This window comes from Roseinatronobacter alkalisoli (assembly GCF_028745735.1).
GTDB classification, from domain to species: domain Bacteria; phylum Pseudomonadota; class Alphaproteobacteria; order Rhodobacterales; family Rhodobacteraceae; genus Roseinatronobacter; species Roseinatronobacter alkalisoli.
Genome location: NZ_JAQZSM010000011.1, coordinates 37,770 through 51,191, shown reverse-complemented (window position 1 = coordinate 51,191; position 13,422 = coordinate 37,770). Strand labels below are relative to the sequence as shown.

The 13,422-nt window shown below is 57.0% G+C and carries 10 protein-coding genes and 1 pseudogene; 4 read left to right on the top strand and 7 right to left on the bottom strand.

Annotated elements, in window-relative coordinates; genetic code table 11:
* Nucleotides 1-3: 3 nt before the first annotated feature.
* The 4 genes and pseudogenes from PUT78_RS12705 to PUT78_RS12690 all read right to left on the bottom strand — a co-directional run bounded on the left by PUT78_RS12705 (nucleotide 4) and on the right by PUT78_RS12690 (nucleotide 4,109).
* Nucleotides 4-952 (bottom strand): annotated as a pseudogene (locus PUT78_RS12705) (IS630 family transposase).
* A gap of 1,395 nt (nucleotides 953-2,347) precedes the next feature.
* Nucleotides 2,348-2,926 carry a YqaA family protein gene (locus PUT78_RS12700; RefSeq protein WP_274352643.1) on the bottom strand — a complete coding sequence of 193 codons (579 nt, stop codon included), beginning with the start codon at nucleotides 2,924-2,926 and terminating at the stop codon, nucleotides 2,348-2,350.
* Nucleotides 2,927-3,693: 767 nt separating this feature from the next.
* On the bottom strand, nucleotides 3,694-3,951 hold the full coding sequence (locus tag PUT78_RS12695; protein ID WP_274352642.1) for a type II toxin-antitoxin system CcdA family antitoxin: 258 nt from the start codon (nucleotides 3,949-3,951) through the stop codon (nucleotides 3,694-3,696).
* Nucleotides 3,952-3,971: 20 nt separating this feature from the next.
* Nucleotides 3,972-4,109 carry a hypothetical protein gene (locus PUT78_RS12690; RefSeq protein ID WP_274352641.1) on the bottom strand — a complete coding sequence of 46 codons (138 nt, stop codon included), beginning with the start codon at nucleotides 4,107-4,109 and terminating at the stop codon, nucleotides 3,972-3,974.
* Nucleotides 4,110-5,005: 896 nt separating this feature from the next.
* Between PUT78_RS12690 and PUT78_RS12685 the strand changes: the two genes are divergently transcribed.
* Nucleotides 5,006-6,166: a geranylgeranyl reductase family protein gene (locus PUT78_RS12685; RefSeq protein ID WP_274352640.1), complete on the top strand. Its 1,161-nt coding sequence runs from the start codon at nucleotides 5,006-5,008 to the stop codon at nucleotides 6,164-6,166.
* Between the two features lie 379 nt (nucleotides 6,167-6,545).
* On the opposite strand, the gene PUT78_RS12680 is transcribed toward PUT78_RS12685, so the two are convergent.
* Both PUT78_RS12680 and PUT78_RS12675 read right to left on the bottom strand, forming a co-directional pair.
* Nucleotides 6,546-7,601: a surface lipoprotein assembly modifier gene (locus PUT78_RS12680; RefSeq protein WP_274352639.1), complete on the bottom strand. Its 1,056-nt coding sequence runs from the start codon at nucleotides 7,599-7,601 to the stop codon at nucleotides 6,546-6,548.
* Between the two features lie 158 nt (nucleotides 7,602-7,759).
* A complete protein-coding gene (locus PUT78_RS12675; protein ID WP_274352638.1) occupies nucleotides 7,760-8,425 on the bottom strand; it encodes a hypothetical protein in 666 nt (221 codons plus the stop codon).
* 224 nt (nucleotides 8,426-8,649) lie between these two features.
* Between PUT78_RS12675 and PUT78_RS12670 the strand changes: the two genes are divergently transcribed.
* The 3 genes from PUT78_RS12670 to PUT78_RS12660 all read left to right on the top strand — a co-directional run bounded on the left by PUT78_RS12670 (nucleotide 8,650) and on the right by PUT78_RS12660 (nucleotide 12,862).
* Nucleotides 8,650-10,848, top strand: coding sequence for a sensor histidine kinase (locus PUT78_RS12670; protein WP_274352637.1), 2,199 nt, complete (start codon nucleotides 8,650-8,652; stop codon nucleotides 10,846-10,848).
* Nucleotides 10,845-11,489 (top strand): response regulator, encoded by a 645-nt coding sequence (locus tag PUT78_RS12665; protein ID WP_274352636.1) that lies wholly within the window; start codon nucleotides 10,845-10,847, stop codon nucleotides 11,487-11,489. The genes PUT78_RS12670 and PUT78_RS12665 overlap by 4 nt, the downstream gene beginning before the upstream one ends.
* A gap of 779 nt (nucleotides 11,490-12,268) precedes the next feature.
* On the top strand, nucleotides 12,269-12,862 hold the full coding sequence (locus tag PUT78_RS12660) for an outer membrane beta-barrel protein (protein ID WP_274352635.1): 594 nt from the start codon (nucleotides 12,269-12,271) through the stop codon (nucleotides 12,860-12,862).
* A 26-nt stretch (nucleotides 12,863-12,888) separates the two neighbouring features.
* Here the strand turns inward: PUT78_RS12660 and PUT78_RS23800 are convergent, their stop codons facing one another.
* Complete coding sequence (locus PUT78_RS23800; RefSeq protein ID WP_420793498.1) at nucleotides 12,889-13,221, bottom strand: GSU2403 family nucleotidyltransferase fold protein; 333 nt, start codon at nucleotides 13,219-13,221, stop codon at nucleotides 12,889-12,891.
* Nucleotides 13,222-13,422: the final 201 nt, after the last annotated feature.

The following is a 13,422-nucleotide window of genomic DNA, read 5'->3' as shown; positions in this document are numbered from 1 at the left end:
TCATCAGGTTTGCACGGAAGCATAGCCTGCGTTTTTTGAGGTAGTTGGCGCATTCGTCGGGGGTGAAGCGGTTTAGGATCGTTCCGTCGGTGCGCCAAAGCATATCTCTCGACCGAGGTGCCGCGTTGCGTATCCAGTGTTTGAGCTTGGCGAATGCCTGTTCGATGGAGTTCAGATCGGGGCTGTATGGGGGCAAGAACAGGAGGTGCCCACCATCAGATCGGATGGCCTGCCGCACAGCCTAGCTCTTGTGACTTCCCAGATTGTCCATCACGACCACATCGTCAGGGCGCAGAGCCGGAACCAGAACCCGTTCGACATAGGTCCGGAAGATGTCCCCATTCACGGGGCCATCGAACACCCAAGGCGCATCGATGCAGTCATGGCGGAGGGCGGCAATGAAGGTGGAGGTTTCCAGTGCCCAAAAGGCGCGGCGCCGGGCAGGCATTCGCCTTTGGGCGCCCAGCCCCGCAGCGGTGCCATGTTTGTCTTCACCCAGGTCTCGTCGATGAAGACCAGTCGTGTCGGATCAATACGCCCCTGATGGTGCTTCCACCTGTCGCGGCGACGCTTAACATCCGGGCGTTCGCGCTCATCGGCGACCAACGTCTTTTTTGAAACTGAACCCGCAGCCGCGCAGGAACCACCAGACGGTGTCATGGGTCACGTCGACCCCACGCTGGGCCAGCAGCTCTTGCAGCATCGCCAGGGTGATATGCGGACAGGCGCGCACCTGATCCAGCAGCCAGTCCCGGTGCGGTTCAAGAATGGGCCGCCGATAGCCGCCCATCTGTGCCCGGCTCACCGAGCCGGTCTGCGTCGCGCGCTGAGCCCACTTCACTGCGCTCGACGGCGCAATTCCGAACCGTGCCGCAACGCTACGGCAGCTCGCCCCGGATTGCATCGCCTCGACAACGCGCTCCCGAAGATCGTCTGAGCATGGTTTCGTCATCCATGCTGGCCCCCTTCACCGGTAGAGGTTCTGAAGCATACCGCGACCAAAATCGGAATCCCCTTTCGATTATGACAAAGACAGAGCCGCTCTAGAAGGATTGCAATTGGTGGACGCCAGCAGATCACGCACACGCCGGGGCGACCTGCCCCCCTACCCCCGCGCTTGACTACGTCACTCTGCCCTACACGCCGCAATAGGTATCATTCTGACCTAGGAAATCGATCGGGTGGAGAGCAAAAATGCGGATGCTCCATCGTATTCACCCTGAAAATGACCCAGACGAAAAATCGCTTGTCGGCGAGGGTCGATCACAATACTTGCGGCCATGTAATACGTCAATTTCCAGCTCCGACTTGCCCCGCAATCGTAAAGCTCCGCGCCCCAGTGGCGTTCGTGGTTTCATTAACACCAGCGTAAACTTATCCACTGGGTCAGTCAGACGAACCCGTCGGATTTTGGGTGTCGAAATTTCAGATGCGGTGTTTCGGCCCTGCATGATCGTGGTTTCGGAATCACCATAGCCTCAACTGATTATATTTATCTTTTTAAAAATAATGGCTTGGAAGGGCATCGGCAGGTTGTAGTTACTCTTTTATAGCCAAGTATAACCTGGCATGCGCGACACAAAACTTAGCGAGAAAAGCAGAACCTGAGTCAGGAAGAACGTACGGCTTTGAAATTTAAAAGAAAATATGGCTCGGCATGAGAACGTATCCATGTGCGCAAAATGTACGCACACGGACGGAATATGCGCACATGAAAAGGCCCATCACTCGTGTAAGTCCGCCCCCACCCATTCAACATCGCGCCGGAGCGCGTGTTGACCTATCTGGGTTGGGACAACGATTGAGGATTTTGTCGCATCGCGACACGATTCAGTGATGATCCGCATGGCGCTGACAACACTTGGGCTGGATGCACAGGGATAGAAGACATCGCGCATGTTTTTTGGCTTGGGAAATCACCCGCTAACTGATGCTGGCACCAAGCGCCCATTTCTGCCGCCTGCTGAAAACCAACCCGACCTTGCGGGACGGTTGGCCGCAGCTGGCTTGACCACGTGATTGGCCATCGTGGAAGAGGGATGCAGCACTAGCTCGCTTGGCTCGATACATTCTGACATAACGCGAAGGCTGCGGGTCGAAATGCCGAAAAACAGTCACACTCTGCCAGAAATTCTTCGGCATGTGCAAAAGGCTGTTCCAGATGTCTTGACCCTCGCCGTGCGGTCATCGCAACGACCGGCTCGGGCAAGACCGGTGCCGCTGCCGCACAACAGGGTTATGACATGCGACCAGCGCTGCCAGATATACAGTGCGCAATGCCACCATCAGTGCGTCAAGCAGAACCCCAAAGGCCCTGCCAATGCCAGAATTTGAACCCGCCTTCGCATCATAGATACCTCACAGCCAGAAATCCGCCCAGAAGAAGCGCCATAAACAAGGTGAACATAAGCCCCAGACGACGCTCTATGAAATCACGGATCGGTGCGCCAAATCTCCACAGCAGGGCGGCGACAATGAAGAAGCGCAATGCCCGCGCAATCACCGATGCAACAATGAACACCGGCAGCGACAACCCGGTCGCCCCCGACAGAATGGTAATGACCTTATAGGGAAAAGGCGTCACCCCCGCGATCAGCACCGCCCAGGCCCCCCATTCGTTATACCGCGCCTGAAACTGCTCGAAATAGGCATCCTTGCCATAAAATTCCAACACCGGTCGCCCCAATGTCTCGAATGCACCATAGCCGATGAAATATCCCGCCATCCCGCCAGCCACAGACGCGACTGTGGCCACGCCCGCAATCACAAACGCCCGCGACGGACGCGCCACGATCATTGCAATCATCAGCACATCCGGCGGAATCGGAAAGATCGAGCTTTCAATGAACGCCACGATCGCCAAAGCCCATAGCGCATGCGGATGGCGCGCAAGTGACAAGGTCCAGTCATACAGAGATTTCAGCACTTGCCTGCTCGCTCTTTCATTTTGGGAAAAGTATCCGGCCTTATTCCGGCCTTGTGTAGCAACCACACCACGAAAACGAAATTCCTTTCCGTACTGAATTGGTACGTTGCACCCATGCTGGACAAGACCATCAGCGACACCTTACTGGCTCTACGACGGCCACCGGTTAGAACGACCCCATATCCGGCACACGGCTCCCAGCACAATATTGCCGAATACTAACTCAGCGTTCTCGCGTCTCAATGTCACGACTAACGCCTCCCTGACCACACGCCGTCCGGAACCGCGCATGAACCATCGGCGTTTCGCGACAAAAGACTTGTGTATCAAGCACAAGTACCTCTATTCACAATTAAGTAGAATGCCCAACTTAGTTTGCTCCGTGAATCGCACGCATCAGGAGAGATGTGGCACGTGGTGCTCCTGTCGACTTCGTTTTGTCCAATCCGCGAAAAATTCGCACCTTATCGTTCAGAATATCCAATGTGCGCTTAAGGGCGTCGCAATATTCGATCAACAAACCAATCGACTCATAGAATTCCGCGCCCGGCACCGCAGCTGACCCCTGCATCCGGACAACCCAAGTGGCGCCGTCAACTTGCATACCAGAGTCAGGCTCCGAACGGCAGCAACTTACCCTACTTCACGTGCAGGGTAACGATCTGCAATACATCGACAACCATAGGATCGGTTTAGAGATCAACGACAAGCTGACCGCATCGCAGGAGGCAGCATCTCAGACTAAATTATGTCATGCCAACAGCGTTTTAGAAGCTTCTGAAGCGCGACAGGGGCAAGCCATTCCTAGCCACCTCTTGAGTATAGGCGGCAATGGCGTGGTTGTTTTCCTCGCGCCATAGACGATTGTGCTCAAGTTTAGCAGCTCTGATAAAAGCAGCTTCCGCAAGGCGTGACATGTTCAGTCCAAGTGCACGTGCGGTTTCTGCTACATCTGCGTCCAGCGTCAGATTCACTTTGCCGCGGCCCATCGAAGCCCCCCCAAAAAATGTGTGGAACAAGAGCATGTATGGCATTCTTCTGTCGATCAAGACAGGAAAAACAGCATCGCCCGTAGTTGCGCATAGCGGTTGTGTGGTATGGAGTGGGCGTCAACGACAAAGCTTTCTTTGATGGTCGCAGCCAGGCTGATCTTGGCGTCAGGATCATCGCGCACGCGAGCCATCTTCTACCTTCTACAAAGTGCTATCAAGGTCAGACTCATGTAGGGGTATATCTTATTCTTGTCCTTTGACTGCTGCTTCAATAGCCGCCCGGGCAGCATCGATCCGTCGCAGATGTCCACGCGGGGCAAGACCAGTATAACTCACGCGCAGCTCAACGCATGTTTCTTGGGTCAGAGGCCACACGCGTTCAGAGAGGATCGCATAGACAATGGCCTTGTTATGAAGGTGACCTCGGCAATCGCGGTGGGCACCGTAAAGCCGACATGGAACTCGGGAACCGGCAGAAGCTTGGCATGTTCCAACAAAACCGGAATGGTCCGGAATCCGTGCCGCTCTCAAGCAACTGGGTTGTGAAGCTGTGACACGGTGTATCGACGCTGTGACCGTATGGACAGGCATGATGCCTTGGCTGCGGATCGGCAGGCAGTGTTGCAGGCCACAGGTTGCGCAGGTTCATGGTCTTCGATCATACGACGACGCAGCGGTTCCACTGCTGCCGTGATATCAGTCATGGGATTATCTCCTGATTGAGGATTGGTCTAGCAACCAGACCTGTGCATCGTGTAGTTGTCGCGGCAGATATCAACAGCCTCCCGCGTCAGCGGGTAAGTTCAATCCTGATCGTCAACAGCCCTTGGTTGTCAGTGCAAACGGCCCGAATATACTTGCTTCAAGTGAACACCAATTCCATGCACAATGCTAAACACTTGATCAGTAGGCAGGATCAGGCAATCTTATCGTCAAATGGTCGGTCGTATGGAGAATGAAAGGACAGAAGCGTCTGCTCGCCCACAATGCAACCACCACCTCAAGGCGACCAAACGCCTTATGTGTCTCAAACCTGCTAGTTTCAACAATAACTGATCGGCGTTCTCCCAAACAAGAGGGTTGCTTCGTGAAACACAGCTTTGATGTTCTTGTACTGGGCTCTGGCCCTGCAGGTAGTGCAGCGGCGATCACGGCGGCACGGTCAGGGCTTTCGGTTGCCCTTATAGACAAGTCAGCTTTTCCACGCGAGAAGCTGTGCGGTGGCGGTATCACTGGGCGCTCCGCGCGTTACATGGCGGAAATCTTTGAACTTTGTCCCGATCGGAACCTTTTCTTGGGATCAACCAGGTTTCGTTTGGCTTTTGAAGGGAGCACCATTGGCGAAATGGCCGACGCGCCTGTGCTTCAAATGACTATGCGGCGCGAATTTGACGCAGAACTGCATCGCCGCGCAGTGGCCGCAGGCGCACAGGTTTTTGCGCCTGTGAAGGTCAGCACAATTAACACTGAGACGCCCAGCCTAACGCTAGCCGATGGCCGCATCCTGTCGTCGCGGATTCTGATCGGTGCGGATGGTGCCAACAGTGCTGTGGCACGTTCACTCTACGGACGCGCCTTCGATCCAGCCGAGATCGGCTTCGGATTGGAGGTCGAACTCGACCGCTCCCTGACCGATGATAATACGGTCGAGATTGATTTGGGTGCAGCGCCGTGGGGTTATGGTTGGAAGTTTCCCAAGAATGACTCGATCACCCTAGGTGTTGGCGGTTTGCACGCGAAGAACCCGGACATGCAGGCCTACTTTCGCAAGTATCTTGCGCTGCATGCGCCGCATCTGAGGGATAAAAGCCGGATCCGCTGCAAGGGCGCCTTCCTGCCCTTCGGCGCTTATCGCAAGGTACCAGGCCGCGGTCCTGTGCTGCTAGTAGGCGATGCCGCTGGGCTTGTCGATCCCATCACTGGCGAAGGAATAGCGTGGGCGATGAGATCAGGACAATTCGCGGGAGAAGTCGCGGTCAGGACGTTGCAAACCAACACGCGCCCTATGGATGCTTATATGGAGCGGCTGCGCTACATTCACCGCGAAATTGCCGTCGCCCGGCGCATTCGTATGCTGATATATGCAACGCCAGTGCGCCGTTATTTCCCGCGTACCGTAGAACGCAACCCTTCCATGACGCGCAGCTATTTGCGGCTACTGTCGGGAGAAGTTGATTATCATGATCTAGGGCACAAGGTATTGTGGCGTATTGCGCGGCAACTCGGTGTCGCCGCGCTGGGTCGATAGGGTGCGTGAACCGCCACGCAACGCTACTCACAGAACTCTTGATGCGGTTATCGGTCGATCGCGCAACGTTTCAGCTCAGGAACAGTTCAAGCATGTTCTCCGGCCAGCCAGACGTGCGGTATCAGCCCATCGACAACGCCTCGGCCCGACCTTAGCACTGACACGTCGCCGCCTGCGATCTGCCTTGAACCGCGCAGATCTGCATCCTGGCCTCGCAGCACTGGAGGACATACCTTCATCCAGAGCAGCGATAAATCGCGGACGCAAATCTGAAGAAAACGGTTTGCCGATACATACCAACTTCCTTCACGGCAGTCAGTCTGAATCAGAAATCAAGCCAGACGGAAATTCTCAAAAGTCAACTCGTGCGCAGTCTACTCTAGAATGCCCGGCTCAGTGACAGCGACGCCCGAGTGTTGCGCCAGGTATGCAGCGGACTGTTTGATCGTTGCCGGGTAGTTGAAATCTCGATGGCGGGGCTGTAGGTGCCAAGTGTCAGATCCCGGTGCATGGCACGCAACCTAAGCCCGACTTGGTTGTCGCTACGTATAATGCCCAACACAGGGTCGCCGCCATCGCGACGATGGGTCTGTGTATAGGCATCGATTCCCAGAATCGGTCCACCCGCAAAGCTCTGCTGTGCCCCCAGACCGACCCGCAGGCTGCGCCCGGCCTCATGGGCAGCCCGCGCCTTGATACGTGACACGGATACGGTGGCGGTAAGCACCAGATCAGGGCGAAGTACATGGCGTAGATCGGCAGATGCCGACAATTGAGGGCCATCCAGCGCCGGATGATTGGCAAAACGCCAGTTCACCCCATCCATGCGCAGCCGCAGGACCGAGGCGCGCCCCAGCCGTTGTGACCAACTCATATGCAGACCCATACCCTGCCCGAAACTACGACCACCAAGAGAGCGCCGCGCCAGCGACCCGGTAATCTGCCAATCATGCCCCCCCGTTGTCTGACCTTGCAGGCCCAGATCGCCGCGCAGTGTGATGTCCCGCAGCGCGCGGTTTCCGTAAAGCCGTGCAGCGACACTTGCCCCAAGCCGCACCCGCAGACCGGCAGAAATTTGTGGCATCAGCGCTCCACCTGCGCTGATATGCAGCCCAGTCGCGCGCTGCGCACGTGCATTAGGGTTCAGACGAAATGGCACATCGCCGATCCAGATCGTATCAGTGTCGGTGCGTTGGGCCGGATTTGTCTCCGGGACAATCGCAAAGCTTAGCCAGCCCTCGCGATCGCGCCGGGGCTCGATCCGTGCGAGAAGCGCGTCCAGTTGGATGCGCTCTGCCACAGCGAGAGGGGTACCGCGCGCCTGCAACAAATGATAGCGCGCCCGGTCCGGCGCACCTGATAGCAGCAGCGCCATTGCCAGTCGGATGCGAGCCTCTGGGTCGGCTGGGTCGGCGGATACCTGACCGCTCAGCATGGCAAGGCTGTGCTGCGCTGACTCGGATGAGGACTGCGCTGTCAAAACAGACGGACATAAACAGTAGAACACCGCCAGACACGCGGCAGCGGCAGCGCGCCGTATCACACGAAGGTCGTTCCGGGTATAGCTCATCCTCCTTGGCAGCCCCACGCAGGTCACTGCCGCTCAATGTACCAGGTGCCGCCTACCGTGTAATCCGACAGCCCGCCGGGACGCCACCATCCACCAACCGCAGGGCCAGAAGCTGCCTGCCCACCTGCCCCGACGAACGCACCGCCCAGCATCAGGTTCGCATTGCCAGTAGTACCGTCAAGTGTCAGTTCACCACCAAAGTTTGACGCGATTACGCCCGTTGTCACTGTCGTTCCGGCAATAGCCATCTGGTTGATCGACATGGTGCTAGGCGCAGCGGCAGCTGCCGTCGTCAGTTCCCCCTCATAGGTCACATCCTCAGTTCCGACCGTGCCCCGGATATTGTGGATACGCCCTGACACGCTTTGTGACGCCGGATCAGCAAAGGCCTGCCCGAAATTGAGCTGCATTTCAATATCCCCCAACAACGTGCCGATCGGGGTGCTGCCCTCATTAAGGACGGTCTTGACCGAACCTGCGTAATCGGCACTCCCGGTTGTCGGCATGTCAGTTGTCGGTATCATGCCCGAGATCTGATCAAAGCGGGCATCATGCTGCGTAACTGTCCCAGCTCCGCCGCCCCCGCCACCTCCTCCTCCTGCGCCCCCGCCGCCGCCAAGGCAGCCAGCCAGCGCAACGCTTGCTGTGATCATTACTCCTGTGCGTCGCAATGTATACCGTTTGATCATATTGCCTCCAATTGTCTTAAATATGCAAAGGCAACGCGCACCGGTGATGCTCCGAACCTTGTGGCACACAGATTAGCGGCGCGTCATTGTCCGTCACCCCCCCGAACAGGGGGGGCGGATGCAGGGATACCGGATTGATAAAATGGGCGGGCGCGATAAGATGGCCGTCGTATCACTGCCCCACGCTTGTCTAACCTGCCCTGTCCGAACTGGGTGTCATCCAAGTGAAAATCCGCATTCCGCCGGTCATCCAAATCTACATCCTGGGGACGATCAGCCTGCTTCTGGCAGTGCTTTCACTGGGCATTGCGCTGGATCAGGCCTATCTTGGCCTGCGACTGACGCCCGAGGCCCGCAGTACGGCCCCGGCGCGCATTGACGGTATGAGGATCGACGCAGTTTTCCCTGGCAGCCCTGTGGCCGGTCTGCCCGGCACAGGTATCCCGACGTTGCTCTCCTCGCTCGCGGCCCTTGCTGATAGCGATGGCAAGGTATTGTCCATCACCCCCGAAGATCTGATCGAAGAACCCGATGCGATGGACAGCTATGCGACCATGGACGCTTTTTTCGCCCGCCAGGATGAGATTTCGAAGATGTTGCGCAATGACGCGGTGACGCTGGAGGTCCAATTCCTGGACGAGAGCCGCTTCTTCACGATCCAACCTGCGCGCCAGCGCCCAATCCGCAGTCTGCCCTTCGCCTTCTGGCTGCAGATCACAGTGGGGCTGGGCGGCGTCTGGATCGGGGTCTGGATATGGGCCTTGCGGCGCGGTGACTGGGCAACGCGCTGCCTCGCGTTCAGCGGGGCAGGACTGATGGTTTCGGCCTTTCCGGCTGCCATCTACTCGACCCGTGAACTAGCCCTTCCCGCCGACCTCTTTCGAGCGCTTTCTTCCCTGAACCATCTGGGAGCTTTCGCCTTTGGCGTGGGCATGATCGGGCTGTTCATGGTATATCCGCGCCGCTTGTTCCAGCCGCGTTGGCTGGTGTTCCCCGCACTCGTGCTTGGCACATGGTTCGTGCTCGCACATCTGGGAATGATGGAGAGTCCAGTCATCGGCATTCATATGGGGGTCATTCTGGCCCTGCTGGCCATTGTGATCCTTGTGGGCCTTCAGTTCCGGGCTACACGCGGCGACCCACGCGACCGTGCGGCACTCAGTTGGCTGGGGCTGGCTGTGCTGGTTGGGTCGGGCGCGTTTGTGATAACCGTCATCGCCCCGCACCTTCTGGGGATCGACGCCTTCCTATCGCAAGGTGTGGCGTTCGTTTTCTTTCTATTGGTTTATGTCGGTGTTGCACTGGGTGTGGCGCGTTTTCAATTGTTCCAGTTAGAAAACTGGGCCTTTCGTATTTTGTTCTATGTGGTGGGCGTGGTGCTACTCCTGAGTATTGATGCGCTGCTGATTTTGACCATTGTGGACGAGCGCGTACCAGCTTTCGCGCTGTCGCTGCTTATCGTTGCGCTTGTATGGTTGCCCCTGCGCGACACACTCGCGCGACTGATCCTGCGCCGCCGCGAGCCAGCACGTGCTGACCGGTTTCGCAAGATCATGGATGTGGCCCTGACCCCGCCGGAACGCGATCAACAAAACCGTTGGCAAGTATTACTGGCCGACATGTTCAACCCGCTCAGTCTTGTACACGGAGTTGATGCAGGCGCCCCTCACCTGCGCGAGGATGGTCTGATTCTTGCACTGCCCCGAGTCCACACACTGCCTCCTCTTGAACTCCGATTCGCTGACGGCGGACGTCGACTGTTCTCAGCACGCGATCTGGAACTTGCCACAGAGATGACTGCGATGCTGGCTCAGGCACTCGAAAGTCGTGCCGCCTATGAAAAAGGCGTGTCCGAGGAGCGGACGCGCATCGCACGCGATATTCACGACAATATCGGCGTGCAACTCATGGCAGCGCTGCACAGCCCGGAACGAACGCGCAAGGATATCATGATCCGCGAAACCCTGACCGACCTGCGCGACATCATCAACAATGCGTCCAATCCGGACATGTCCTTCGACGAGATGCTCGCAGACCTACGCGCCCAGATCGCCGAACAGCTTTTCATTGCCGGAGTGACAATGAAGTGGTGGGCCGAAAACGCGCAGGCCCTCGCGCTGCCGCTGCAATCGGCGCACATGCTGCGCTCGATTATCCGAGAGGCCGTGCAGAACGCTTTGAAACACGCCTCGCCAGGCCGTATGGATATCTCTGTCCGCTTCACGAGAGGACGCATTCTGGTCAGCGTATCTGACGATGGCAATGGGTTTGAACCAGCACGTGTCCAGCATGGAAACGGCCTGGCAAACCTCAGGGACCGGATCGACGCCGTGCGCGGCGTGGTCAGAATTGAAAGCAGTCCCAAAGGCACGCGCATCACTGCAGAAATTCCGTTGAGCAAAAGTATGAAAGAAGACACATGAGGCAGATGCTGATTGTAGAGGACCTGAGCGAAACACGTCACTGGCTAGGCGAGATCGTGATGGCAGCGTTTCCGGGCTGCACCCTGCACGAGGCGACAAGCCAGAGCAGCGGCCTCGCGCAATCAACTCGGCGGCACTATGATATGGCTCTGATAGATCTTGGCTTGCCAGATGGGTCGGGACTGGCGGTAGTGCGCAAGCTGCGCATGTTGAAGCCTGACACGATCTGCATCGTCACCACCGTCATGGGGGATGATGCCTCGATCGTGGGGGCATTGTCTGCGGGCGCGCACGGCTACCTGCTCAAGGAACAGCCCCAGGATATGCTGACGGCGCAACTCAAACAGGTGGCCGGGGGCATCCCTGCGCTGTCACCCTCGGTCGCGCGCCGGATCATGCAGCATTTCCAGCGAACTGGCCCGGCTGCCCCCGAAGTAAACCTGACCCTGCGCGAGCGCGAGGTACTGGGTATGATTGGCCGCGGCCTGCGCAATGCCGAGGTGGCTCAAGTGCTAACGCTTTCAGAGAACACGATCGCCGGGTATATCAAGGACATCTATCGCAAACTCGGGATCTCCTCTCGTGCCGAAGCTTCATGGCATGCAGCCAGATTGGGCCTTGGCACATCCGAAGCCCCCTGACGGATCCGGAACCCCTTCATTCCACGTTGTGTTCCAGTCGGGCCAGAAGCCGTACCAAGGTACTGGATGGTGGCTCGCAGCGCCTCGATGGGCACCAAGTTGTAGGGAGCTAGCTGTCGCGTTGCTTTAGAAACAAGTCGGCCTTTGTGCGGCGGAGCAATTCAAGGCGTGATCAAGGATCTCAACAAAATCAACGACGACGCCGTGCACGAAAAAAAATAGCTTTTCCTCAAACAATGTAGCGGAACGGCGGAATCCACGCTATGATCTGTTCCAGACCGCCTCTACCCACAGACCTTGTCTGAAATCATCTAGTGGAGCAGCATTCCAGAGGTTTCGTGTTGCCAATTGAGCGTCCTCCGTGGCCTCTTCTTCTGCTTGCCGGATTGATCCGATGCCTTCGATCTCCACGGTTCCTCAGTGATCGGAATTGATGAGGTAATCGTCGGAATAGGTAAAGAATGCGTTCGCCAACGTCTCTCGAAGCACTCGCGTTCCATCGGATTATTGCCTCACGCCGAAGGTGATACACATCTCCGCATTCCGACGAGATTTTGTTCCGCGTTGTCAACCGATTATCATCGCCTGCGTCGCTGACCGATGCGAGAACAATTACATGGTTTCGGCAACATGCCGCTCAATGCTGTTGCTGTCGCGCAACATTTTGGGGTGGGGAACAATAAACCTCGGCGAGCGGTGGAACCTTTTCAGGAGAGCATGCATTATGTGCAAGTGATAGGGTGACCACAAAGTGAGGTCGACCCGGAAGGAGAAAACCAATGAAAAAACTGATTGCCATAGCACTAATCGCAGGTTTTGCCGCGCCTGCTTTTGCAGGCAACGTGAAGCAACCGACAGTTGAGCCTCAGGTGATGACACCTGCACCAGCTCCAGCACCCACCTATGTGAACTGGACCGGTGCCTACGCAGGTGCGACCCTTGGTTTCGGTCGCGCTACCTGGACAGGTGGTAACAGTAAGACCGCTGCCGGAGGCGCACTGCATGGCGGCTACAACATGGATATGGGCACTTGGGTCACTGGTGTCGAGTTGTCGGTCGCGCCGGGGTTTGATCAGACCATCGGTGGGCGCGAAATCAACTGGGCGGCTGCGGTACGTGGGCGGGCAGGCCCAAAATTCGGGGACGAAGGTCGTTTCTGGGGCTTCGGTACACTCGGCGTCGCCCATGTGAATCATGATGCTGTTGGCGGTGGCGATACCCGCAGCACCAATGGTCTGGTGGCAGGGGTTGGCGTTTCGCATCTGATGCAGAGCAACATGATCCTAACTGGCGAAGTTCTGCATAGCCGCAGCCGTGGCGGTGCCAATGTTAACGCCACTGGCTTAGCCTTGGGCGCATCTCTCCGTTTCTGACTGGCACGTTTATTGCAGTAAAGGTTCTACAGGGCGGCGAAAGCCGCCCTGTTTCGTTTCTTGTTAGGTGCTTGAGCGCGACCGTGAAGTACTGCGGCCGTGTCCTGCAACATCGACAGACTGGAATGCATCCATTCCCGCCAGCACACGTCCTGATTTGCTCCACGCAAGTCATCGGAACTGTCCTGCGCCAGAAGATCGATCAGGTCCACAGAAGGTGCACGGTCCTTCCAGGCGTTCGCCTGCTTGTGTCCTTGGCGGTGGCGTTCGACCACGATCAACTTGTGAAACGCAAACCAATCAGGTCGCGGGGTCTGTACTATGACGCTTGGCAGAGCGCGCGCAATCGCGGGAACCAACTTTTCGGGTCTAACTTAAGACATATCCGGTGGTGTGAAAATAGTTCCAGCATACTTTTTGGGCAAACATTCTGCAAATACCTCCGACAGCTTTGAATAGATCCCGTGTTTTTCACGGTTCGCGGTGCTCTTGTCCGGGTCATACTCGAACTTCATAAGCGGCAAATAAGCTGAAAATGGTATAGTTACTATACCATTCAG

Bases quoted from the DNA above. Each gene is read 5' to 3' on its own strand.
- PUT78_RS12680 (WP_274352639.1), bottom strand. From the start codon at position 7,601: ATGCTGAGCGGTCAGGTATCCGCCGACCCAGCCGACCCAGAGGCTCGC.
- PUT78_RS12690 (WP_274352641.1), bottom strand. From the start codon at position 4,109: ATGGCTCGCGTGCGCGATGATCCTGACGCCAAGATCAGCCTGGCTGCG.
- PUT78_RS12675 (WP_274352638.1), bottom strand. From the start codon at position 8,425: ATGATCAAACGGTATACATTGCGACGCACAGGAGTAATGATCACAGCA.
- PUT78_RS12665 (WP_274352636.1), top strand. From the start codon at position 10,845: ATGAGGCAGATGCTGATTGTAGAGGACCTGAGCGAAACACGTCACTGG.
- PUT78_RS12660 (WP_274352635.1), top strand. From the start codon at position 12,269: ATGAAAAAACTGATTGCCATAGCACTAATCGCAGGTTTTGCCGCGCCT.
- PUT78_RS12695 (WP_274352642.1), bottom strand. From the start codon at position 3,951: ATGCTCTTGTTCCACACATTTTTTGGGGGGGCTTCGATGGGCCGCGGC.